A 21,569-nucleotide genomic window follows, 5' to 3' on the forward strand; every position below is an offset into this window, starting at 1 on the left:
CGCAGGAGCGCCCGCCCGGACGTGTGCTCAGAACTGCCCGGCGCTGTTGCACTTGGCCGACTGCACGATGCAGTTCTTCACCCGGTGCCCCTGCGCGTCGTTGTCCCAGGCGTTGACGAAGTCGCCGTGCATCGACGAGGCCATCCCCGACGCCAGCGTGAACCCGTCCGCGCTGCCCACGGCCGGATACGCGATGACGAACGAGACCGACGGGATCGCCACCGGGAACGCGCTCGTGCACGTCCCGTTCGCGGTGTACGCCACGTGCGACTTGTGGTCGGGGCTGTCCAGGTGCACGCCGTCCCAGCAGTCGGGGAAGACGAGCTGGAACATCAGCGTCCCGCCCGGCGAGCAGATCGGCCAGTTGCCGTCGGCGCTGCGGCCGATCTCGCCGCCGGTGGTGCCGCCCACGCAGTAGAACTGGTTCACCGCCCCCGCGGGCGTGGGCACCTGGCGGCCCGCGCTGCCCGCGATCATCTCGAAGCCCAGCGGGAACGGCACCGTCTGGCTCGGGTCGGCCAGCCGCGAGCCGTAGTACACCACGACCCCCTTCGGCTCCACCGCGACGCCGCGCTCGTACAGGGTCGGCACCCAGTACGCCGACAGGTCCGCGGGGGCCGGCGTGCACGTCGTGGCGGTGTTGGCGCGCAGCGTGTCCACCGTGGAGTTGGCGTTGGTGCTGCGGTTGCCGAAGAAGGTGTGCATATGCGACGCGCCGGGCAGCCGCGGGAAGATGATGGGGTCGTCCCGGAACGAGTGGCTGTAGGTGCAGGTCGCGTTGAACTCCGGCACCCGCACGGCGTTGGCCGGTGCCGGCGCCATCGCCATCGCCCGGAACGCGGCCAGCTGCGCGTTCCACTTCACCGGGTCGACCCTCTCCCAGCCGGTGGCCGTGCCACCGCCGGAGCCGAACGACAGCCAGTTGAGGTTGACGAAGTCGGCGCCGCTGGCGGCGTTGGCCATGACCGCGTACACCGACTGGACACCGGCCGGGTGGCTGGTGACGTTCACGGTCTGGGTGACCCAGGCCTGCCAGCCACCCGTCGCCGTGATGGCGAACTGCGCCAGGACCGGGCCGGTCACCGAGCCCGTCCGCAGCTGGACGGTCCCCTGTCCGCCCACGGCGGAGGCGACGCGCACGGAGACGGCCATCGCGCCCGAGGCGCCCAGGTCCACACCGTCGTAGCGCAGCCAGTCCCCCCGGGACAGGTAGCCCACGTCGGAGCCGCCGCCGGTGTCGACGGTCGGCTCGACGACGCCACCGGACTGAGCCGAGTACGCCTCGGCCTGCACCACCGTCTCCGCGGCGGCACCCGCCGACGGCGTCAGCACGACGACGGCCGCGGCCAGCACCATCCCGGCACAGCCGGCGCCGACCGAGACCACCCGCACCCGCCGTCTGATCCAGTCCCTTGTCATGCGCGACCTCCTACGATCTGCGAAGAAAGCGAGTTCTTTGCAACGTAGTTACGGCCGTGAGTCGCATCATGAGGCGAACGCCTCAGCAGACGACGGTTGCGGGGCCCATTTTCTGGATCAGCGGACGCGGCTGCCCAGCGGGCGGCCTCACCAGCGGGAGTTGAACCTGACCTCGCGGCGGGTGGCGTCGGCGGCGGCGAAGGCGAGCAGCCGCTCGCCCTCCTCGGTCAGCTCCTGCACGTCGCGGGTGGGGATCTGGAACAGCGGCCGCACCACCAGCGTCGCCACGCCCTTGCGCCGGGTTATCTGCCACAGCGCCTGGACGAACCCGTCGACCAGGACCGTCCCCGGGATGACACCGGGCACGGCGAACACGTCGCGGCGGTCCCGGTCGTCCATGATCCGCCTGGTGTCGTCGTGGGCGGTCAGGACCGCGTCGAAGTCGGCGAGGTAGCGGGCCGGTGCCGGGGTGTCCGGGTGCGGCAGCGGAGCGCCGGGCAGGTCGAGCAGTTCCGTGCCGTCCTCGTCGCGGTAGGAGACCAGCCGGGTGCCGAGGCCGTCGACGATCTCGCCCAGCCCGGTCAGCCCCGACCAGGCCTGCACGTCGGCGACGGTGGCCGGTCCGAACGCGTTGAGGTAGCGCACCACCAGGTCACCCACGGTCAGCTGCGGGGCGCCGACCGCCCCGAGCCAGTGCTCGGCGCTGGTGTACGCGGGCTGCCCGACCGCGCCCCACAGGCCGTGCGGCGGCACCTGCACCAGCGGCACCCCGGCGCGCACCGCCGTGCCGAGGGCGGCCGGGTCGGCCTGCGGCCACTGTGCGGCGAGTGCGGCGCCCAGCTCCTTCAGGGTGTACGGGCGCTGCTCGACCAGCACCCGCCCGGCGGCGGCGACCTCGGCCGGGTCGGCGCCGTGCAGCCGCTCCCGTGCCGCGGCGCCCAGGTGGCGGTCCTGCACGGACTGCAGCAGCGGCCGCAGGTCCGTGTCGCGGGCGCTGACCAGGTGCGGGGTGGCCCGCATCAGCGCGACGCGCACGGCCGCCCGGGAGGTGGCCAGCCCCGACAGGTCCTCGATCGCGAAGTCGGCCAGCCGCGTCCAGAGCCCGAGGTACGGCGGGTTCGGGGCCTGGGCGGGCAGCCCGACCAGGTGCTCGATCGCCGCCAGCGGTCCCATCGGCGAGCGCTCCAGCAGCAGTTGCCGGGCGAGCAGGGCGCGGTTGAGGTCACGGCGGGTCAGCACGGACGGATCATTTCATGGCGTGCGCTGCCTTCATCACAGCTCATGGCCGAAGAACGCCGCGACCCGGCGCTGCCAGGCAGGCATGAACCGGGGCGGGCGGGCAGGCGAGAGGGTCCCCCGGTGGTTGCGCGAAGGGTGGCGCCCCGGGGAAACGGCCTGGGCGCCCGCAGCGGGTGTCACTCGGCGGGACCGTACAGCCGGGCGACGTCGGGCGAGTCGAGCCAGCCGCTGTACGCCGGCCCCTGCGGCCAGCCCTCCGGGGAGTCCTGCCACTCCTCCTGCCGCCCGTAGGGCAGCACGTCGACCAGGGCGAACGTGTACGTGAGCTGCTCGACTCCCCTACCGCTGGTGTGCCAGGTGCGGTACACGGTCTCGCCGTCGCGCAGGAAGACGTTGAACGCGAACCCGCCACCGGGCGGCGCGCCCACGTCTGCCCCGAACGGGCTGTCGGCGGTGGAGTACCACGTCATCTTGTTGCCGACGCGCTCGGCGTAGGCGAGGGCCGCCTCGATCGGTCCCTGGGTGACGATCACGAATCGCGCGTCGTAGTTGTCCAGGAAGTCCAGCCGGGTGAACGACGAGGTGAGGCTGGTGCAGCCGCCGCACTGCCACTCGGCGTTCGGGTCGGGGTCCCACATGTGGTTGTAGACGATCAGCTGCGACCGGCCGTCGAAGACATCGACGAGCCGGACCGGACCGTCGGCCCCGACCAGGGTGTACTCGGGCATCTTCACCATGGGGAGCCGGCGTCGCTGGGCGGCGATCGCGTCGAGCTCCCGGGTGGCCGCCTTCTCGCGGGCACGCAGCTCGTCCAGCTCCTTGCGCCAGGTGGCGGAGTCGACGACGGGTGGCAGAGCAGCCATGATCAACATCTCCTCGGTCGTCCGGACACTGACCTTCCCCCATTAGATACCCGAGGACCGTCCTGCTCACCCGCCGGCGGCCGCTTCGGACCAGGAAACGCCCGGAACTACCCACAAGCGGGGACGAGGGAGCCGGCCCGGATGCGTGATCCGAGCCGGCTCCCTCGCCTGAACCGGGGGTCAGACCACCGGCTCCACCCAGATGTTGCGGTAGAACAGGTTCGCTCCCGGGTCGCCGTGGTCCTGGAACCGCAGCGGGCCGGGCGCCGAGGTCTCCGCGGCGCCGTTGCCGGTGGGCCCGTTGATCTCGGCGTTGTTGATGACGGTGACACCGTTCCAGACGACCGTGACGCGGGCGTTCTCGGTCTTGGTGGTGCCGTTCCACCGGGCGGCGCGGAACGTGACGTCGTAGGTCTGCCACGTCTGCGGCGCGGTGGCCGCGTTCACCGACGGTGCGATCTTCTCGTAGATCGCGCCGCACTCGTTGTTGGCCAGGGTGGTGTCCCCGAACGAGTCCAGCACCTGCAGCTCGTAGCGGTCCTGCAGGTAGATCCCGCTGTTGGCGCGGGCCTGGCCGGTGACGTCGCCCGGCAGCAGCGGCAGCCAGAACTCGGCGTGCAGCTTGAAGTCACCGAACGCCTGCTTGGACTTGATGTCGCCGCCCAGGACCTCCACGCCGCCGTTGCCGAGCGGCCAGGTGACCGGGGTGCCGTTGGCGTGCTGGAAGTTGTTCATGTTGGTGCCGTCGAACAGCACGATCCTGGTCGGCTGCGTCGTGGTGCCGTACGCCTCGAACTCGTAGATGCGGGCGGCGCCGTTGCCGTCGCTGGCCGGGGTGGTGATGTTGAGCCGGATGTAGCGTGCCGACGCCGCCGTGAAGTTGTGCGTGGTGACGCTGGCGGTGTTGGCGGTGACGGTCGCGACCGTGGTCCAGCTGGTGCCGTTGGTGGACAGCTGGAGGTTGAAGTCGCGGGTGTTCCAGGCGGTGTTCTCCCCGCCCGCGCCGGCGTGCCGGACGACCAGCTGGCTGACCGTCTGCGCGGTGCCGAGGTCGACCTGCAGCCACTTGGTGGCGCCGAGCGAGCACCACTTGTCGGCGTTGCCGCCCGAGACGCTGCCGTTGACCGCCTTCGCCGGGCCTTCGGTCGTGCCGCAGGAGCTGTCGGCGGTGGCCGCCTTGTTCAGCGCCAGGTTGCCCGCCGGCGTCGTCGTCGGCGCGTACGCCTCGAACTCGTAGATGCGGGCCGCGCCGTTGCCGGTGGTGCCGCCGGTGGTGACGTTCAGCCGGATGTATCTGGCCTGCACCGTGGCGATGTTGTGGGTGGTGGTGCTGGCCGTGTTGGCGGTGACGGTCGCCGCCGTGGTCCAGCTCGTGCCGGTGGTGGACGTCTGGATGTTGAAGTCACGGGTGTTCCAGCCCGTGTCCTCCCCGCCCGCGCCGGCGTGCTGCACGACGAACCGGTTGATGCTCTGCGTCGAGCCGAGGTCGACCTGCAGCCACTTGCTCGTGCCGAGCGAGCACCACTTGTCGGCGTTGCCGCCCGAGACGCTGCCGTTGACGGCCTGCGCCGGGCCCTCGGAGGTGGCGCAGGAGCTGTCTGCCGTGGCCGCCTTGTTCAGCGCCAGGTTGCTGGACGGGGCCTGGCCGGGGATGTTGTTGAGGGTGTACCAGACCTCGGTGTTCCACAGCGACTGGCCGTTGGTGGAGCCGAACGGCCGCGGCGAGCGGATGTGCACGACCCGGCCGGCCTTGAGGCCGTTGATCACCAGGGTGACCTTCTTGCCGTCGGCGGACAGGGTCGCCGAGGACACCGTCAGCGTCTCCTCGTCGATCTTCGGGCCGCCGTAGGCCGCCGTCGGGACGTAGCGCCACTGCTTCACGCGGTACTTGGTGGCCAGGTTGGTGGCGGTGGCCGCCGACACCGGCTGGGTGTACTCGATCTCGAAGCCGTTGGACAGGGCCTTCATGTTCAGCATGTCGAAGGCGTTGTTGCCGTTGGGGATCAGCTTCTGCAGGCCGTAGTTCAGCTTGCCGGACTGGCCCCAGTTGCCGCCGCCGCCGATGCCGCCGACGTAGATCGCGCCGTCCGGGCCGACGTTGACCTCGGAGATGCCGGCCTCCAGGCCCTGCGTCATCCGGAACAGGGCGCCCTGGTACTCACCGTTGATCTTCTCGACCGCGGCGCGCTGCAGGCCGCCGTAGGTCACGTCGCCGATGACGAACTGCCCGGTGTACAGGCCGCTGGTCATGTACTTCGGGGTGCTCGGCGAGTTGCCGATCTCGTTCTGCGGCAGCCAGATCACCGGCGGGGTGACCGGGGCGCTGTCGAACGGGCCGGGCGGGTTCAGGTAGTGGTTGAAGAAGCGGCCCTGCTTGATGTGCACCAGCTTCGAGGCCGGCTGCCAGCCGCCCTGGTTGTCGGTGACGAACAGGCCGTTCTCCGGGCCCCAGCCGATGCCGTGCGGGGTCCGCAGGCCGCCGGCGACGTACGTCCACGCCCCGGTGTCCTTGTGAATCTTGATGGTGGTGCCGCGGTTGCCGACCACCTGCGGGTTGGTGGTGTTGCCGCCGTAGTCGATGCCGACCGACAGGTTGAGGTAGAAGTACGGGGCCTCGTACATCAGGCCGAACGCGAACTCGTGGAACGTGCCGCCGTAGGGCCAGGTCGCGACCTGCTGGTACTGGTCGGTCACCTCGTCGCCGTTGGTGTCGACGAGCCTGGTCAGCCGCATCTTCTCCGACACGTAGATGACCCCGTCGACCACCTTCAGGCCCATCGGCTCCTTGAGGGCGCTGGCGACCCGCTTGGTCGTGACCGTGCTCGGGTTGGCGTTGCCGCTCGTGTTGCCCAGGATCCAGACCTCACCGGCCTGCGAGGTGCCCGAGTCGTTGGTGCCACCCCAGGTGCAGATGACCAGGCGGCCGTCGGCCAGCCAGTCCATGCCGGTCACCCGCGGCTCGAAGCCGCTGGGGCGCAGGTTGGCCAGGTTGAAGTTCGGGTGCACGGAGGTCAGCGGCAGGCCGTCACCGGGCGAGTCGCCGGTGCCCTCGCACTCCTTGCGGCCCGGGGCGGTGACCCGCACGACGCCCGCGTCGGTGCTGAGCACCGAGTTCGGCACGGTCACGAACGTGGTCGAGCCGGGCGTCTGCCACTGCAGCGTCAGCTGCTGGCCGCCGCCGGCCTCGAAGTGGTCGATGCGCAGCGCGTGGTAGCCGGTGGTCAGCGTGACCGCGCCGTCCTTGGGCGTCGCGCCGTGCAGGCCGTCGTGGTTGATGACGATGCTGTCGTCGATCAGCAGCCGGGAGCCGTCGTCGCTGATCAGCCGGAAGGTGTAGCTGCCGGCGGTCGGGATGTTCACGTAGCCCAGCGCCTGGGCGTAGAAGTTGTCCTCCAGCCCGAACTGGGCGGCCGTGGTCCAGTCGATCGTCGACATGAGCTTGTCGATGTTGGGGGTCTGCGCCGGCTTGAGGTTGCACAGGCTGCTCAGCGCGACCTGCAGGTCGAAGACCCGCAACGTGATGCCTGGTGTCTGCGGTGGCGGAGCGGCGGCCGCTGCGGTGGCGGGCAACCACCCGGCCGCGGCGATGACCGCTGTCGTGAGGGCACCCGCCATGGTCAGGCGTGCCCATCGGGACGGTGCGAACACTTTTCCTCCAGTGGGAGCGGAGCTGCCGCGCACCTTTTCGCTGTGGCGACGCCGCTCGCAACGGCGTGCCAGGACAACGGAAAAGTGCGTTGTCTGTCCTGAAGCGACCTGGCACGCCGATGCCTGGCACAGAAACTTTAGAATTCTTTTTTCTAGATGTACAGATGTTTCTGTCGCCCGATCACAACTTTTGGCGGTCGTGACAGAAGTGGGGAACGCAGCCCGACGAGCCCGGTGACGGCGAGCCGCGCTCACCCCTTACGCCCGGGCGCAAGTGTTCTTTGACCACCTGGTATCGCGCCACAGCGACTTACGTTTGTCAATACCGCCCAGGAGCGACGCCGCGCCCGGCCGGCTACCAGATGAAGGGGATCAGCCGCTTGCGGGTGGCCGCGTACTCGCGATAGGCGGGCCCGAGATCCCGCAGCAGCTCCCGCTCCTCGATCCTGATCCGGTAGCTCAGGCCACCGGTCGCCGCCGCGGTCACCACGACCACGGCCAGCCAGTTCGCCAGCAGCAGGCCGATCCCCACGCTGAGCAGCAGCAGCCCGGTGTACCCCGGGTGCCGGACCACCCGGTACGGCCCGGCGGTGATCACCGGCTGGTCGCCGCTGGTCTGCACGGTGAAGGTGAAGTACCGGCCGAGGGTGCGGATGCTCCAGATCCGCAGCACGATGCCGAACGCCACCAGCCCGCACCCGATCCAGCCGACCACGGCGCTTGGCGGTAGAGCCGCCGACGGCACCCAGCGCGCGACCGCGACCGCCGCGACCAGGCCGGCGCCGATGGCGAGCACCACCACCTCGCGACTGCCTCGATCGGCCCGGCTCGCGTCGGCGCGGACCACCCGCGACTGGCGCACCTCCACCAGCACCCACACCAGGCCGAGCGCGATCAGGATCCCGCGGGCGAGCGCCGACAGCTGCACCCGCCGACCCTACTGCGCGCCAGGCCCGCAGGCCGCGAGCCCACCGCGTCCGCCGCCGTGCCGGCTCACCGCAGCACGGCGCGCAGGCGGTCGTAGGTCGGCGCGAGCTCGCGCAGCGCGGCCGCCGCCGCCGGCAGGTCACCGGTCACCATCGGGTGCTGCATCGAGCCGACCAGCCGCGCCTGCGTCGCCGCGATGGCCGCGGCCTCGTCGTACCCGGCCAGCAGCAGGCAGTCGGCGGTGTCGCTGAGCCGGCGCGCACCGACCCGGATCGCGAAGTAGATCAGGTGCTCGCGCATGCCGTCGCCGGCGCCCGCCTCGATCAGCTGCGCGGTCCGCTCCGCGGCCTCGCCGTTGGCCAGGCTGCCCGGCGGCATCTCCAGGTCCGGGCACGCCGACAGGTAGCCGATCGCGGCCGGGATGATGGACCTGATCGCGTCGGCGTCGGCGACGTCGGCCGTCTTCACGAAGTCCGTCCGCATCGTGAACGCCTCGCCGTAGCTCACCGTGTCGGCGCGCCAGGCGGCCGTGAAGTCCCCGATCGGCACCTGCGCGTACGGGTAGCCGTGCGGGTCGTGCATGAGCACCCGCCGGTCGTCCACGTCGAGCACCACCACGAAATGGTCGGCGCCGATCGGGCCGGTCATCTCAGGCTGGTGGTGCAGGTGGCCCATCTCCACCGGCCCGACCCAGACCGGGCCCCGCCGGGCCGCGGCCGCCAGGCGGGCCAGCGCCTCGTCGGCGTCGCCGCCCTTGCTGACGGTGGACGTCCAGCCGAGCGCCGCCAGGGCCCGGTCGAAGCCGAGCTCGGGATTCCAGCCGTACCCGTCGAAGAACATGAGCGTGCCGCCGATGAGCTGCATGCCGAACGGACCGGCGGTGGTGACCTCGATGACGGCGGTCGACGGCGCCTGCGCGCCGAGCAGCATGGCGAACGAGTTGGCGTAGCAGTACGGGCCGCTGCCCACGTAGGGAAGGTGGCGCATGGGGGTCCCTTCGGTCACCGCGACACCGGGCACGCGACGTCGAACCGCGCCCCGGTGCCGGGGTAGATCTCGTACGGATGGCCGGTGCAGACCAGGTCGGGGCGGGCATCGGTCCAGGCCTCCACCGCGTCGTAGACGCGGAGGATGAGCGGAAGGTCCTCGTGGCCCGCCGGCACGGGCAGGTAGACCGCGGTGTGCGCGGGCACCAGGCGGATGTGCAGGTCGTCGACCGGCTCGACGCTGCCGTCGTAGGTCACGGCGACCTCGACCAGGCCGTCGCTGTCCGGGGTGACCAGGTCGTGGAAGGACACGAGCCTGCTGCCGTCACCGGCCAGGCCCGAGGCACGCAGGTGCGCCCGGATGTCCCGGTCGGCGGCGCTGATCAGCTCGGGCAGGGTGGTGGAGTCGACCCGGCGGGTGCGGCACAGCACCTTCGTGGCCGGCACCTCCCGCTCGGCGACCGCACCGGTGAGCCCGGGGTCGGCCGGTGCCTGCAGCGCGTCGAGCGCGGCCGCCCGCTCGTCGAGCAGGTCGCGCTGCGCCCGCAGCCATCCGCGCAGCTCCAGCTCACGAGCCTGCGGGGTGAGGTCGGCCAGGTGCCCGATCCGGTTCAGGGGCAGCCCGAGCCGGCGCAGCCTGCCCAGCAGCCGGGCGCGCGGCAGCTGATCGGGCGTGTAGCAGCGGTAACCGGTCGCCGGCTCCACCCAGGCGGGCAGGAGCAGGCCCAGGTCGGCGTACAGCCGCAGCGCCTTAGGCGACAGCCGGGCGGCCGCGCCGAACTCACCCGCCAGGAGATGTCTCTTCTGCACGCGGCAAGTCTGCGGCGTGCCCTTGGGGCGAGGTCAAGCCGTGGCCGTGCCCAGGCTCAGGCGGCAGGCCTGCGCGGCGTGGGTGCGGATACGCTCGCCGGACCATCCTGGGAGCCTGGCTGACGGGCTCCCCCGGGCGGCTTCGGCCGATCGGGCGAATACGGATCGGTTACGGCGTGTGTCCTTGGCGACGGGCGTCCGGCCGGGCACTCTGTAGCCCGTGCTCGGCCGGACCACGCGCCGAGGTCTTCCCCGGGGGTTGGTCATGGACCTGGTACAGGAGTACGTGCGCCGGTATCTGGTCGCACAGCGCGAGGCGGAGCGCAGTCTCGCGGACGCGGTCGACAAGCTGAAGGCCAGCGGGCACCGGATCATCGACGGTGGCCAGACCAGCCAGTCCACGTGGCAGTACACCGACTGGCACACCGGGGAGGTCATCGCGAGCGGCGACGCCGGCACGAGCGACGACGAGGTGCTCGCCGCGCTGGACCCCGACGACATGTACCTGCACATCGACAACATCGAGCGGCAGCCGGTCGAGCCCGAGAATCCGGGGATCCCGCAGAGCCTGGCCAGCGCGCTGGAGGACTGGGTCGACCTGCTGACCACGCCGGATGAGGACATCGCCCGGTTCGTGGGGTGGTCGGTGGAGGACGTCGCCGCCGCCAGGTAGCGCCCGGAGGTCTCCGACAACGCCGAGGCCCGCCGCGGCGCCTGCCTGTCGGCGGTTTCGCGTCACCTCGATCGTCTACGAGCACGCGCCGTCGAGGTGCACCCCACCCGGACGGGTCAGTTGCTGTAGAGGTACTTCACCCCGGACATCGCCATGGCGCTGACGCGGGAGCCGGGGACGCCCGTGCTGAGGTTGCGCCAGCCCATGTGGCTGCTCGCCTCGTGGACGTATCCACCGGCCGAGGTGTAGATCAGCTTCTCGCCGTTGTTGTCGACCGCCGCGATGCCGGCGTCCGAGACTCCGGCGATGCCGGTCCACATGCTCGCCCAGCCGGCGTTGCTGGCCGCCTCGTACACCGCGCCGCCGTTCACCACGTAGAGGATCTTCGTGGAGCCGTACGCGATGGCCGCCACGGCCGAGCCGCGCACGCCGGAGTTGAGGTTGCGCCAGCCGTTGGCGCTGCTGGCTTCGTGCACGTAACCGCCGACGATGCTGTAGATGTACTTGACGCCGTTGACCTGGATCACCGAGATGGACGAGGTGCCGACCCCGCCGATGCCGGTGTTGAGGTTGCGCCACGCGTTGGCGCTGTGCGCCTCGTGCACGTAGCCGCCGACCACGGAGTAGATGTACTTGACGCTGTCGAGGTGCAGCGCCGCCAGCGCCGTGCCCTGCGCACCCTGGATCCCGGTCCACAGGTTCAGCCAGCCGGTGCTGCTCGCCGCCTCGAACACCTGCCCGCCTCGCAGGCTGTAGATAATCTTCGTACCGCCGGCCCCGATCGCCGCCGTCGACGAACCGGTCACCGGCCCGTTGGCGCCCCCGACCCCCAGCGCCCGCCAGCCGTTGTTGCTGGCCGCCTCGAACACCTGCCGCGCCGCCGCCGCGCGGGCCTGGGCCAGGAGCTGCTCGGCGACGGGCCGTGCCTCGTCGTAGCGGGTCGGGAAGGCCGATCGCTGCACACCCTGCGCGACCTGTCCGGCCGTCCAGGAGGGGTTCGCCGCGGCCAGCGGGATCGCGCGGCTGAAGAACGAGTTGCTGGCGAACCGCACGTCCAGGATCTGTGCCGCGGTGCCCCAGCCCTGCGAGGGCCGCTGCTGGAAGACCCCGAGCGAGTCCCGGTCGCCGCAGTTGAGGTTGTTCATGTGCGACTCGACCCAGCCCGCCTCGAAGCCGGCGAGCAGCACACGCTCGCTGGCGCCCAGCTCCGTGGCCACGGCGTACACGACGTGCAGGACCGCGGGGTCGGCGCTGGAGGGAATGGACCCGCAGGCGGCGTGCGCCGCGGTCGCGGGAGACAGCGGTTCCCACGCCACGAGTCCGGCGGTGGCGGCGAACAGACCCAGGGCGCTGCGGCGGGTGATGGCTGGCACAGGTTCCTCCGGCGAGGTGGGGGCAGAGGCGGTCGGCCGCCGCCAGGTCGGGTGGCGGCCCATCCGAGAATCGCCGGCGGACCCGAAAGTCCCGACCGATGCTCGGCACCGCGCGCGGCGATGTCGGTCGCACGCGGCGTCAGCAGCGTACATTTAGGACCGTACATTCGATGTACATTGCTGGGCATCGGTCCTCGTAGGACGGGTCAGCCCCCACCGTCGTCCAGCGGGCGCGCGGCCCGACCGGTCAGCGCGGCACGGCGAGGTCGGCGGGGCACGTCGGTGACGCCGCGGTGACGGTCCCCGCGTGGCAGCCGCGGCCTATCGTCGACCCGTGAATGACGACTTCGAGCAGGAGACCGGGCCGGGCCGCTTCCGCGGCGCCGACTGGCCCGACGGCGGCGGCGACCCGTTCGACGGCCGCCTGCCCTACGCCGGCCTGTTCTACTGGGCGCACGAGAAGCCCTCCCGGGTCTTCCCTGCCGAGCAGACACCCGATGACACTGCCCTGTACGCGGCGATCCCGATGGGGTACACGACGCTCGCCCTGCTGGAGCGGGTCGCGCTGGTGACCGGCGGGCGGTGCCGCAGGCGCTGGAAGGCGGGCGGCAGCCGGGCCGTCGCCACCCCTCTTCAGCAGTTCCAGCTGCTCCTACCGCCCACCGGCCCCGACGGCGGCTACCTGCTGCTGGGTGCCACGTGGCCCGAGCGGTTCGCCGTCCGCGACGCCGAGCGGCTGTCCGCGCGCACCGGCGGCCGGGTCCTGGTCTGCCGCCCGCTGGAACACCACAACTGGCACTGACCACCGGCGGGCCGCCGGGCAACGTCAGGTCCGGACGGCGCGGGCGGCGGTGGTGATGAGTTGTCGCGCCCGTACCCGTCATATCTAGGACGGGGCACGACGACGCGGAAGGATGACGTGATGAGTGGGAACACGCGGTTGCAGGAGCCGGGCGGGAGCGGGCTGGCCGAGGTCGACGAGCCGGCGTTCTCCGGGCTGGCGGAGCGGCACCGGCGGGAGCTGCACGTGCACTGCTACCGGATGCTCGGCTCGTTCGAGGACGCCGAGGACACCGTGCAGGAGACGTTCCTGCGGGCTTGGCGGCGGCGGGAGACCTTCCAGGGGCGGTCGACGTTCCGGGCCTGGCTGTACCGGATCGCCACCAACGCCTGCCTGGACCTGCTCGCCAAGTGCCGGCCGGAGCCGGCCACCGGCGGCGAGGTGCTGTGGCTGCAGCCCTACCCGGACCGGCTGCTCGACGAGCTGCCCGCGGGCGACGCCGACGACCCGCATGCCGTCGCCGTCGCGCGGGAGACGCTCGAACTGGCGTACCTGGTCGCGGTCCAGCACCTGGCGCCGCGCCCGCGGGCCGTGCTGATCCTGCGGGACGTGCTCGGCTGGCCGGCGAAGGAGGTCGCGGACCTGCTCGGGGACTCCGTCAACTCCGTCAACAGCGCACTGCAGCGGGCCCGCGCCGGCATGCGGGAGCACCTGCCCACCGAGCGGCAGGACTGGACCGGCGGCGAGCTGGACGCCGGGACCCGCGAGCTGGTGCGCCGCTACACCGACGCCTGCCTGGCCACGGACATCGCCGAGGTCGCCACCCTGCTGCGGGACGACGTGCGCTGCTCGATGCCGCCCACGCCGGGCCTGCACGTCGGGCGCGAGGCGGTGGTGAAGGACTGGGCCGACAGCGGCTTCGCGGACATGGAGCACCTGCGCGCCGTCCTCACCTCCGTGAACCGGCAGCCCGCCGTCGCCTTCTACCACCGGCGCGAGCCGGACGGCGCGTACCTGCCGCTGACGATCGACGTCCTGCGCGTCACCGGCGGGGCGATCACCGAGATCGTCACGTTCCACGACGACCGGTTCCCGCGCCTGGGGCTGCCGGAGCTCCTGCCGGCGGACGGCACGGAGTAGGTCGACCGGCGAGAGTGGCTCCCGTGCAGGCGGCGCGGCCGGTGCCGGCCGCGCCGCCTGCACCGGTGGTCAGGTCACCCGCAGGGTGATGACGGCGGGCCGCCCGCCGTCGCGGGGCACGGTCACGGTGCCGTCCCCCGGTCGCACCGCCCGGATCTCCCACTCGCGGGCACCGCTCCCGGTCACGTTCGCGATGCGGATGAGCAGCACCGCGTCGCCGGTCACCGCGGGTTCGGGCCCGCCTTCCGGGCCCGTCAGGCGCAGCGTCGCCGTCTGGCCCACGCTCAGCGGCACCACCGCGCCGTCGTCGGCCTCGGTCAGCACGCGGGGCCTGCCTTCCTCGGTGGTACGCGTGACCTGCGGCGTGGCCGGTGACGCCGACGGCGCGGCGGCGGGCCCGCCGGCCCCGCACCCGGTGAGGAGTGCGAGGACGACGAGCCCGGCCAGGCGTGGGTCAGCCGCCATCGCGCAGGTTGAACCGCTCGAGGATCTTCTGCTGCCCCAGCAGCTGGACCTTGGTGGCGGACGCGTTGTGGTAGACCGCCTCCGCCGCCGCGACCGCGGCACCGAACGTGCTGTCGGCGACGCCGTCACCGTTGGTGTCGACGGGCGTGCCCAGGTCGTAGGACCCGTTGGCGAAGTTCAGCCACGCGGCGAGCAGCTGCTTGGAGACCAGCGCCCGCGGGTCGCTGGACGTGCTGCTCAGGATCGCGTGGGCCTGCTGCACCGTGAGCGGTCCGTAGACAGAGCTCATGAAGGACACGATAGCCAGGTAGCAGTCCAGTCGCGCCTGAGTGAAGTCGTTCGGCGGTTTGGCGTCGTACTGGACCTTCCAGTAGCCCTGGCTGCGGGCCCGGTCGGCGTTGCCGGTGATGATCACCGTGGCGTCGTCGGCGGCCGTGCCGCCGTCGTCGTCGCGGCTGGTGAACGTCAGCGTGTACAGGCACGCGTCGGCGTAGACGTGTGACCTGGCGGCCGTGACGTCACGCGGCTGGATCGACGGGCTCTTCGCCGGGTCGGTCGCGGGCGGGTTCACCAGCGAGCTCAGTGCGTCCGACGTGCCGTCGCCCCAGGCCCAGGTCAGCGTGAGGTCGTCGCTGCCCGGGTCGGTGGACGAGCCGGTGACCTGGACCGGTTCGCCGGCGTGCGTGACGAACGCCTGCTGCCCCTGGTAGGTGGTCTGGCCGTCACCGGAGATCACCGCGGTCGGGTTGACGTTGGTGATGGTCGCGGCGATCGTGGCGCAGGTGATGACGTCGTCGTCGGCGGCGCAGACCTCGATCGCGTACACCCCGTTGTCGCCGTAGGTGTGCGGGACCGAGAAGGTCAGCGTCGCGTCGGGCCGGACGTTCTCCAGCGTGCCGGTCAGCGGCTGCGGACCGGTGCCGTCGTCCCAGTTCACCGTGGCGGTCAGCGGGTCGAGCCAGCCCGGGTCGCTGATCTTCCCGGACAGCGTGATGCCGCTGTTCTCCGGCGTCGCCACGATCTGGTTCAGGGTCACCGCGGGCGCGACGTTGGTCACGGTCACCGTCGCGGTGTCCGTGTCGGTGTTGCCGGCGCTGTCGGTGACCCGCACGCCGACGGTGAAGACGCCGTCCTGACCGACCCGCGTGAACGGGACGGACTGGCCGGTGGCGTCGTCGAACTGACCGTCGTCGTCGAGATCCCACGCGAAGGCGGTGAGATCGCCCGCCGACGGGTCGGTGCCCTTGGCCGAGCCCGCCGCGCTGAGCTGGACGTCGGTGCCCTCGGACGTGCTGTAGGGGCCGCCGGCGTCGGCGGTCGGCAGGCACGCCGCCGGGACGGTCGAGTCGGCCGTCTCGGTCGCCTGGTCCGCGCTGGAGGACGCGTTCGCCCCCATGCCCCGGCTGGCGAAGATCCGCCAGAGCAGGCACTGGTTGGCGCCGCCGGTGTTGGTCATGTCGGCGGCGAGGATGCCGTCGCGGGCGTCGAGGTAGCTCGGCGACGAGACGGTGTTCTTCATACCGTCGATGACGATCTGCTGGGTGTATCCGATGCCCTTGGCCTCGCGGATGTCGTACACCGTCGCGGCCCAGATCTCGCCGTTGCGGTGCACGCCGCGGGCCGGGTCGAAGCTCGCCCAGGTCTCGGTCGAGGTGTCGTAGGCCTGCGACCGGATGCCGGTCGCGGTGTTGGCCGTGACGTACTCGCCGACCGTGGCGTCACCCCACTTCAGGAACGAGATCGTGTCGCTCCAGCCCTCGCCCAGCGCCCCGGTCTGCGGGCCGCCGCCGAGGCTGCCGCCGCCGACCAGGCGGTTGGACACGCCGTGGCCGTACTCGTGGGCGATGACGTCGCCGTCGAGCGACCCGTCCCGCCAGGGCCGGCCCGGCTGCCACATGTACATCTGCATGCGGGGGCTGCCGCCGTCGCCGGGCGTGCCGAAGTTGGCGTTGTTGAGGCAGCGTACGGCCACCGGGTTCGGCGGGTCGGTCATGCAGCCGAAGTCCCAGCCGTCCTGCGCCTCGGCGAGCACCGGGTCGTTGCCGCTGCCGCCCCGGCCGAAGTTGTCGACCTGGAAGTTGCCCGACGCCTCGTCGAAGCCCAGCCCGTAGAGGTAGTCGTGCATGACGTTGGTGTAGTAGAAGAGCTGGGTCGTGATCGCGTCGAGGTCGGCGTCGAGGTTGGCCTGCGTCGCGGCCGCGTTCGTCCGCCAGGCGTCGGTGAACGGGTAGTTGAAGTGCTGGTGGTCCGGGTCACCGCCGGCGGGGGTCTGCGGGCGCATGGCGTCGTTGCCGGTGTCCGAGGCGTTGTTGTCGCCGTCCTCATCGCGGTAGGCGTTGACGTTGTTTCCCTGCGTGAGGCGATCGGCGACCCAGGAGCCGTCGATCCCGCTGAACGGCGTGACCTGCCGGGTCGCCCCGGTCACGTCGGGGTGCTGCCCGGTGAAGACCGTGCCCTCCGGGCCGCTGTGCTGGTATCGGCTCTGCTCCTGCAGGACCTTGCCGGTGGCCGCGTCGACGAGCGACTCGGTCCACGACCCGCCGGAGACCTCGACGTCGGTCAACCACGCCGGACGCAGCGTCGACGTGTGGTCGGGCGCATACCAGACCAGCTCGGCGGAGACGTCGTGCGGGTGGGCCAGGCGCTGGGCGTACACGTTGGGGAAGGTCTGGCGGCCCTTGTTCTTGTTGTCGGCGCCCTTGAGCGGCGTCTTGGCCTTGGCGCCCCGGGCGGCCGCGGCCCGGTCGAGCGCGTGGCCCGCGGTGAGGGCGACGTCGCCGGAGGTCGGCGCGGTGGCGAGCCAGCCGCCGATCAGGGTCAGCCGCCCCTGCCTGTCGACCGTGGCGGTCAGCAGCGCGCCGTGCACGCGCATGCCGTCGACGGCCTGGCCGACGGTCACCTGGCGCACGCCGTTGTGCTTGGTGACATAGGACGAGGTCACCCTCAGCTGGGCGACCTGCGCCGCGGTCAGGCCGAACTGCGCCCGATTGTCGCGGATGTAGCCGAGCACGACCTGCTCGGCGGGGCTCTTCGACGGCTCGGTGAGGTGACCCCCGGAATTGAAGATCATCCGGGCGTGTCCGGTCGCCGGATCCTTGCGAACCGAGGACGCGACGCCCGAACCACGCGGGTCCGGCGCGGGCGCCGCGGTCGCCACGGCGGGGACGAGCGCCAGGGCGAGCCCGAGCACGGTCGCCGACGCGAGCGCTGATCTGTTCTGTCGGCCAGTCATGCGGCCACGACCCCCTACGGTGGGTGCTCCCGGATCTCCCTGTGAGCCCGGGACTGCGGCCGACGTTAGGGGCGCGGTGGGGCGCCTTCTGTCCGCAAGTTGTCCTCAGTGGAATGGTTGTTGACTAAGTAGCCGGTTGTCGACAAAGGACCCGAAAGCGGTCGTCCCGGCGCAGGGTCATCGCCTCGCGAACGTGACACGTCACCGTCACGTGACATCAGCCGAAGAGACGATGTCCAGCCCGCCACGCTGCGCGGCCCGCCACCGGTCGGCTGCGCCGCTACGCCGGATCCGGGGCGTCGGCGGTGGCCGCCGGATCGGTCAGGAACGCCATGACGATGTCCTCGACGTTCCCGCTCAGCAGGGTCACGCCGTGGCTGACGCTGGAGCGGATGATCAGCTTCTTGTGCTTGGCGACCGACAGGCCGTACAGCTCCCTGGCATGGTCGGCGAAAGTGCCGTCCAGGTCGCCCGCGATGAGCAGGGTCGGCGCGTCCAGTTTCGTGACGGCGGTCAGCGCGTCGGCGTCGTACACGGTCGGAGCGGACAGGGCGACCACGCCGTCGACCGGTGGAGTGGTGGCCGCCGACGCCGCCAGGGCCACGGTGCCCCCGCGCGAGGCCCCGATGACGAAGACGCGCTTGACTCCCCCGGCCCGCAGGTGGGCGATGCCGGCCCGGGCGACGTCGACGGCGTCGCGGGAGGTGATGTCCGGCGACAGTGCCCGGTAGCCGCGCTGCGCCAGGATCAGCGCGAACGGGTACCACTGGCAGGCGGTGCCGTCGAGCTGGTGCAGCAGGACGACACCGGTGTCTCCCGTGCCGACCTGGATCGCGGCCGTCATGTCCTGCTCGGCGTCGGTGATCGCGACCAGCGGGCTGCGGTCGTCCAGGCAGTCGATGTTCGCGCTGTCGATCACGCGCTGGCGGGCCGCCGCGCTCGGATCGAGCGGCGCCGGCGTGCTCGCGCCGCACGCCGCGACGACGGGGAGGACGACGGCGGCGAGGAGGCCGCGGGTGACGGTCGTGGTGATTCTCATGGCAGTGGAGACCCGCCGGACGGCCTGTTCCGTGGGGCCGATTCTGGAAAATGAGTGCGACCTCGGTCACGCCTGATCCTTCCGCAGCGGCGGGCGGGTGACCGGCCCCGGTCGACGCTGCACGCAGCGGAGACGCAGCCGTGCCGCCCGCCGCTGCCGGAAGGATCAGGCGTGACCGCCGGCGGGGCCGTTGTCAGGCGATGTCGCGGCGGCGGTTGAGCACGATGCCGATGGCGCCGGCGACCAGCGACCAGCCGGTCAGCACCAGCACGCCGACCCACCACGGCGCGGCCTGCGGATACAGCTTCTCCGGCGAGACCATGACCTGCGACGCGATGGGCGGCATGATGACGGCGGAGGTCAGCACCCAGTCGCCGTGGATGAGATAGGCCCGGATGAGGTTGAACACGCCGATCCCGCCGACGAATCCTCCCAGGTAGATGATCATCGCGGTGACCACGGCGCCGATCTGGCTGTTGATGAGCGTGCCGAGCCCGAAGCCGAGCAGCGCCCACAGCAGGTACGCGACCAGGTTGAAGATGATCGCGCGCTGGACCGGCCATGCGGTCAGGGAGTTCGTCAGCCCGATGTTGTCGAAGAACAGCAACCCGGCCCCGACCGACAGGGCGCGCGACACGAGCCAGAAGAGGACCGCGAGTCCGAGGACGGCGAAGAGCTTGCCGAACACCACCCGGGTCCGCTGCGGTGTGGTCAGGAACGTGGCCGTCGCGGTCTGGTACTGGAACTCGTTGGTGATGACCAGGGCGCCCAGCAGCATCACCAGCAGCAGGCCGAAGAACTGGCCGCTGGTGAAGATGTTGCCGGCCGCGTTGACCGCCTGCAGCTGCAGGTCGTGCAGCTGCGCGAACTCCGCCTTGGCCGCGGCGACCTCCGCCGCGCTCATGCCGCGGCCCGGCCGGAACACCGCCGTGGTGTCCCGCGCCCGGGCGAGGTGCTCGGCCGCCTCGGACATGTTGATGAACAGCGCGAGCCCGGTGAAGACCACCGACGCGATGCCGAACAGCCACCACGCGTTGGTGGTGGTGATCTTCCGGATCTCGCTGCGCACGAGCCGGAGCCCCGGGACGCCGACCTCGGCGATGACCGGGCGCTGCGCGGCCGGGGCCGCCTGTAGGGTCGCGGTCATCGGATGTCCGCCTTTCCGGCCGTCAGCTGAAGGAAAACGTTCTCGAGGTCGCGCCGCTCCACGGTCAGCTCGTGGATCTCGGCGCCCGCCCGCATCGCCGCCGCCCCGATCGCCGGCCCGTCCGCGCCCACGATCCGCAGCGCCCCGCCCTCGATGGGCGTGGCCGTGATCGCGGCACCCAGCTCGGCGACGAGCGCCTCCGGGCGGGGCGTGCGCACGAGCATCTGTGCGCCACCGGCCGAGTCGATGACCTCGGCCACCGGACCCTGCCGAACCAGCCTCCCCGCCGCGATGATCACGACGTCGTCGGCGAGCAGCTCCATCTCCGACAGCAGGTGGCTGGACACGAGGACCGTGCGGCCCTCGTCGGCCAGCGACTTGAGCAGGTCCCGCATCCAGCGGATGCCCTCGGGGTCCAGACCGTTGGCGGGCTCGTCCAGGATGAGCACGTCCGGGTCGCCCAGCAGCGCCGCGGCGATGCCCAGCCGCTGCCGCATGCCCAGCGAGTACCCCTTGAACTTGCGGTTCGCGGCGGGCGCCAGCCCGACCGTGGCCAGCACGTCGTCGGCCCGGCCGACGGGGATCCCGGCCGCGTCGCACAGGATGCGCAGGTGGTTGCGGCCGGTGCGGCCGCGGTGCGCGCCCGACGCCTCCAGCAGCGCGCCGACCTTGCGGATGGGATCGGTGAGGTCGGCGTAGCGCCGGCCGCCGATCGTCGCGGTCCCCGCCGTGGGACGGACCAGGTTCAGCACCATGCGCAGCGTGGTCGTCTTGCCCGCGCCGTTCGGCCCCAGGAAGCCGGTGACCCGGCCCGGGCTGACGGTGAACGACAGGTCGTCGACCGCGCGCACGTTCTTGTACACCTTGGTCAGCCCACGGACAGCTATACCATCGTCGGCCATCGGCCAGCTCTCTTTCGGTTGATACATAGAAGCGTGATGCATAGTAGTTCTAGGTATCGGCCGCACGCAAGAACGGCCTGGCAGCGACCGGCGGCGACCGGCGTGGCCACGGCGCCCCGGTGCTACCCGGTCCGGGGAAGCGGTCGAGCCCGCCGTCAGAAAGCGGAACGAATGGTGCCGCCGTCGACCCGGATGGTCGCGCCGCTGACGTAGTCCGCGTAGCCGCTGCACAGGTACGCGACCGCCCCGGCGATCTCGTGAGGACGGCCGAAGCGGCCGATGTCGTTGGGCACCCAGTCGTTCGCGGCGGCCCGCTCGATCTGCTCCCACGTCCCCGACCAGCCATGGTCTGGTGCGATGTTGGTGACGAGCTCCTGCACCGAGTCGACCAGGATCGCACCCGGCGAGACCACGTTGGAGGTGACACCGCTGTCCTTCAGCTCGCGGGCCAGCGACACGGCGAGGTTGTGCCGGGCGGCGAGCGTGGCGTTGTAGTGCGGCTGAGCGGCGATCGGCTGGGAGGCCAGACCGCCGCCGATCTGGATGACGCGGCCCCAGCCGCGTTCCCGCATCTGCGGCACGAGCCGCTGAACCATCCGGACGCCGGAGATGACGTTGGTGTTGTACGTCGACGCCCAGAGCTCGGGCGTGGCGTCGGTCCAGGAGAGGTGATCGTAGACGCCGGCGTTGTTGACCAGGATGTCGACCGGCCCGTCGGCGAGGGCCGCGGCGGCGACGGCGTCCGCGCCCGCATCGGTGGACAGGTCGCCGATCGCGACGGCGGCGGTGCCGCCCTCGGCCCGGACGGCTTCGGCGACCGCGTTCGCCCGGTCGGCGCCGCGGCCGTGGATGACGACCGCGGGCGCGCTGTGGCGGCTCGCCGAGGAGGCGGGCATGACCTACTTCGGCACGTCCGCGCCGTACC

At 71.6% G+C, this 21,569-nt stretch carries 17 protein-coding genes; 3 read left to right on the forward strand and 14 right to left on the reverse strand.

Annotation, left to right across the window (positions count from 1 at the left end; translation table 11 throughout):
* Window positions 1–27 precede the first annotated feature (27 nt).
* The 7 genes from AB0J67_RS17745 to AB0J67_RS17775 all read right to left on the reverse strand — a co-directional run bounded on the left by AB0J67_RS17745 (window position 28) and on the right by AB0J67_RS17775 (window position 9,892).
* Window positions 28–1,419 carry a DUF1996 domain-containing protein gene (locus AB0J67_RS17745; RefSeq protein WP_363483349.1) on the reverse strand — a complete coding sequence of 464 codons (1,392 nt, stop codon included), beginning with the start codon at window positions 1,417–1,419 and terminating at the stop codon, window positions 28–30.
* 147 nt (window positions 1,420–1,566) lie between these two features.
* The gene (locus tag AB0J67_RS17750) at window positions 1,567–2,658 is read right to left on the reverse strand and encodes a winged helix DNA-binding domain-containing protein (RefSeq protein WP_363483352.1); all 1,092 of its coding nucleotides are present in this window, start codon (window positions 2,656–2,658) and stop codon (window positions 1,567–1,569) included.
* A 176-nt stretch (window positions 2,659–2,834) separates the two neighbouring features.
* Window positions 2,835–3,521: a DUF899 family protein gene (locus AB0J67_RS17755; RefSeq protein ID WP_363483355.1), complete on the reverse strand. Its 687-nt coding sequence runs from the start codon at window positions 3,519–3,521 to the stop codon at window positions 2,835–2,837.
* Between the two features lie 180 nt (window positions 3,522–3,701).
* Window positions 3,702–7,169, reverse strand: coding sequence for a discoidin domain-containing protein (locus AB0J67_RS17760; protein WP_363483358.1), 3,468 nt, complete (start codon window positions 7,167–7,169; stop codon window positions 3,702–3,704).
* A gap of 355 nt (window positions 7,170–7,524) precedes the next feature.
* Entirely contained in the window at window positions 7,525–8,097 is a 573-nt protein-coding gene (locus AB0J67_RS17765; protein WP_363483361.1) for an isoprenylcysteine carboxylmethyltransferase family protein, read from the reverse strand.
* A 65-nt stretch (window positions 8,098–8,162) separates the two neighbouring features.
* The gene (locus AB0J67_RS17770; RefSeq protein WP_363483364.1) at window positions 8,163–9,101 is read right to left on the reverse strand and encodes a hypothetical protein; all 939 of its coding nucleotides are present in this window, start codon (window positions 9,099–9,101) and stop codon (window positions 8,163–8,165) included.
* Complete coding sequence (locus AB0J67_RS17775; protein WP_363483367.1) at window positions 9,098–9,892, reverse strand: MerR family transcriptional regulator; 795 nt, start codon at window positions 9,890–9,892, stop codon at window positions 9,098–9,100. The genes AB0J67_RS17770 and AB0J67_RS17775 overlap by 4 nt, the downstream gene beginning before the upstream one ends.
* A gap of 265 nt (window positions 9,893–10,157) precedes the next feature.
* On the opposite strand from AB0J67_RS17775, the gene AB0J67_RS17780 reads away from it, so the two are divergent.
* Window positions 10,158–10,565: a hypothetical protein gene (locus AB0J67_RS17780; protein ID WP_363483370.1), complete on the forward strand. Its 408-nt coding sequence runs from the start codon at window positions 10,158–10,160 to the stop codon at window positions 10,563–10,565.
* A 116-nt stretch (window positions 10,566–10,681) separates the two neighbouring features.
* Here AB0J67_RS17780 and AB0J67_RS17785 read toward each other — a convergent pair whose 3' ends face one another.
* The gene (locus AB0J67_RS17785; protein ID WP_363483373.1) at window positions 10,682–11,938 is read right to left on the reverse strand and encodes a hypothetical protein; all 1,257 of its coding nucleotides are present in this window, start codon (window positions 11,936–11,938) and stop codon (window positions 10,682–10,684) included.
* Between the two features lie 334 nt (window positions 11,939–12,272).
* On the opposite strand from AB0J67_RS17785, the gene AB0J67_RS17790 reads away from it, so the two are divergent.
* Both AB0J67_RS17790 and AB0J67_RS17795 read left to right on the forward strand, forming a co-directional pair.
* Window positions 12,273–12,740, forward strand: a complete 468-nt coding sequence (locus AB0J67_RS17790; RefSeq protein WP_363483376.1) for a hypothetical protein — start codon at window positions 12,273–12,275, stop codon at window positions 12,738–12,740.
* A 120-nt stretch (window positions 12,741–12,860) separates the two neighbouring features.
* Entirely contained in the window at window positions 12,861–13,859 is a 999-nt protein-coding gene (locus tag AB0J67_RS17795; RefSeq protein ID WP_363483379.1) for an RNA polymerase subunit sigma-70, read from the forward strand.
* A 69-nt stretch (window positions 13,860–13,928) separates the two neighbouring features.
* Here AB0J67_RS17795 and AB0J67_RS17800 read toward each other — a convergent pair whose 3' ends face one another.
* The 6 genes from AB0J67_RS17800 to AB0J67_RS17825 all read right to left on the reverse strand — a co-directional run bounded on the left by AB0J67_RS17800 (window position 13,929) and on the right by AB0J67_RS17825 (window position 21,540).
* Window positions 13,929–14,324 carry a hypothetical protein gene (locus AB0J67_RS17800; RefSeq protein ID WP_363483382.1) on the reverse strand — a complete coding sequence of 132 codons (396 nt, stop codon included), beginning with the start codon at window positions 14,322–14,324 and terminating at the stop codon, window positions 13,929–13,931.
* Window positions 14,314–17,556: a M36 family metallopeptidase gene (locus AB0J67_RS17805; RefSeq protein WP_363483385.1), complete on the reverse strand. Its 3,243-nt coding sequence runs from the start codon at window positions 17,554–17,556 to the stop codon at window positions 14,314–14,316. Before AB0J67_RS17805 ends, AB0J67_RS17800 begins: the two co-directional genes overlap by 11 nt.
* Window positions 17,557–17,836: 280 nt before the next feature.
* Window positions 17,837–18,595, reverse strand: coding sequence for a hypothetical protein (locus AB0J67_RS17810; protein ID WP_363483388.1), 759 nt, complete (start codon window positions 18,593–18,595; stop codon window positions 17,837–17,839).
* Window positions 18,596–18,788: 193 nt separating this feature from the next.
* The gene (locus tag AB0J67_RS17815) at window positions 18,789–19,742 is read right to left on the reverse strand and encodes an ABC transporter permease (RefSeq protein WP_363483391.1); all 954 of its coding nucleotides are present in this window, start codon (window positions 19,740–19,742) and stop codon (window positions 18,789–18,791) included.
* Window positions 19,739–20,644: an ABC transporter ATP-binding protein gene (locus AB0J67_RS17820; RefSeq protein ID WP_363483394.1), complete on the reverse strand. Its 906-nt coding sequence runs from the start codon at window positions 20,642–20,644 to the stop codon at window positions 19,739–19,741. The genes AB0J67_RS17815 and AB0J67_RS17820 overlap by 4 nt, the downstream gene beginning before the upstream one ends.
* Window positions 20,645–20,799: 155 nt before the next feature.
* Window positions 20,800–21,540, reverse strand: a complete 741-nt coding sequence (locus AB0J67_RS17825; RefSeq protein ID WP_363483397.1) for an SDR family oxidoreductase — start codon at window positions 21,538–21,540, stop codon at window positions 20,800–20,802.
* Window positions 21,541–21,569: the final 29 nt, after the last annotated feature.

The sequence above is a fragment of the Catellatospora sp. NPDC049609 genome (assembly GCF_040675365.1).
Taxonomy (GTDB): domain Bacteria; phylum Actinomycetota; class Actinomycetes; order Mycobacteriales; family Micromonosporaceae; genus Catellatospora.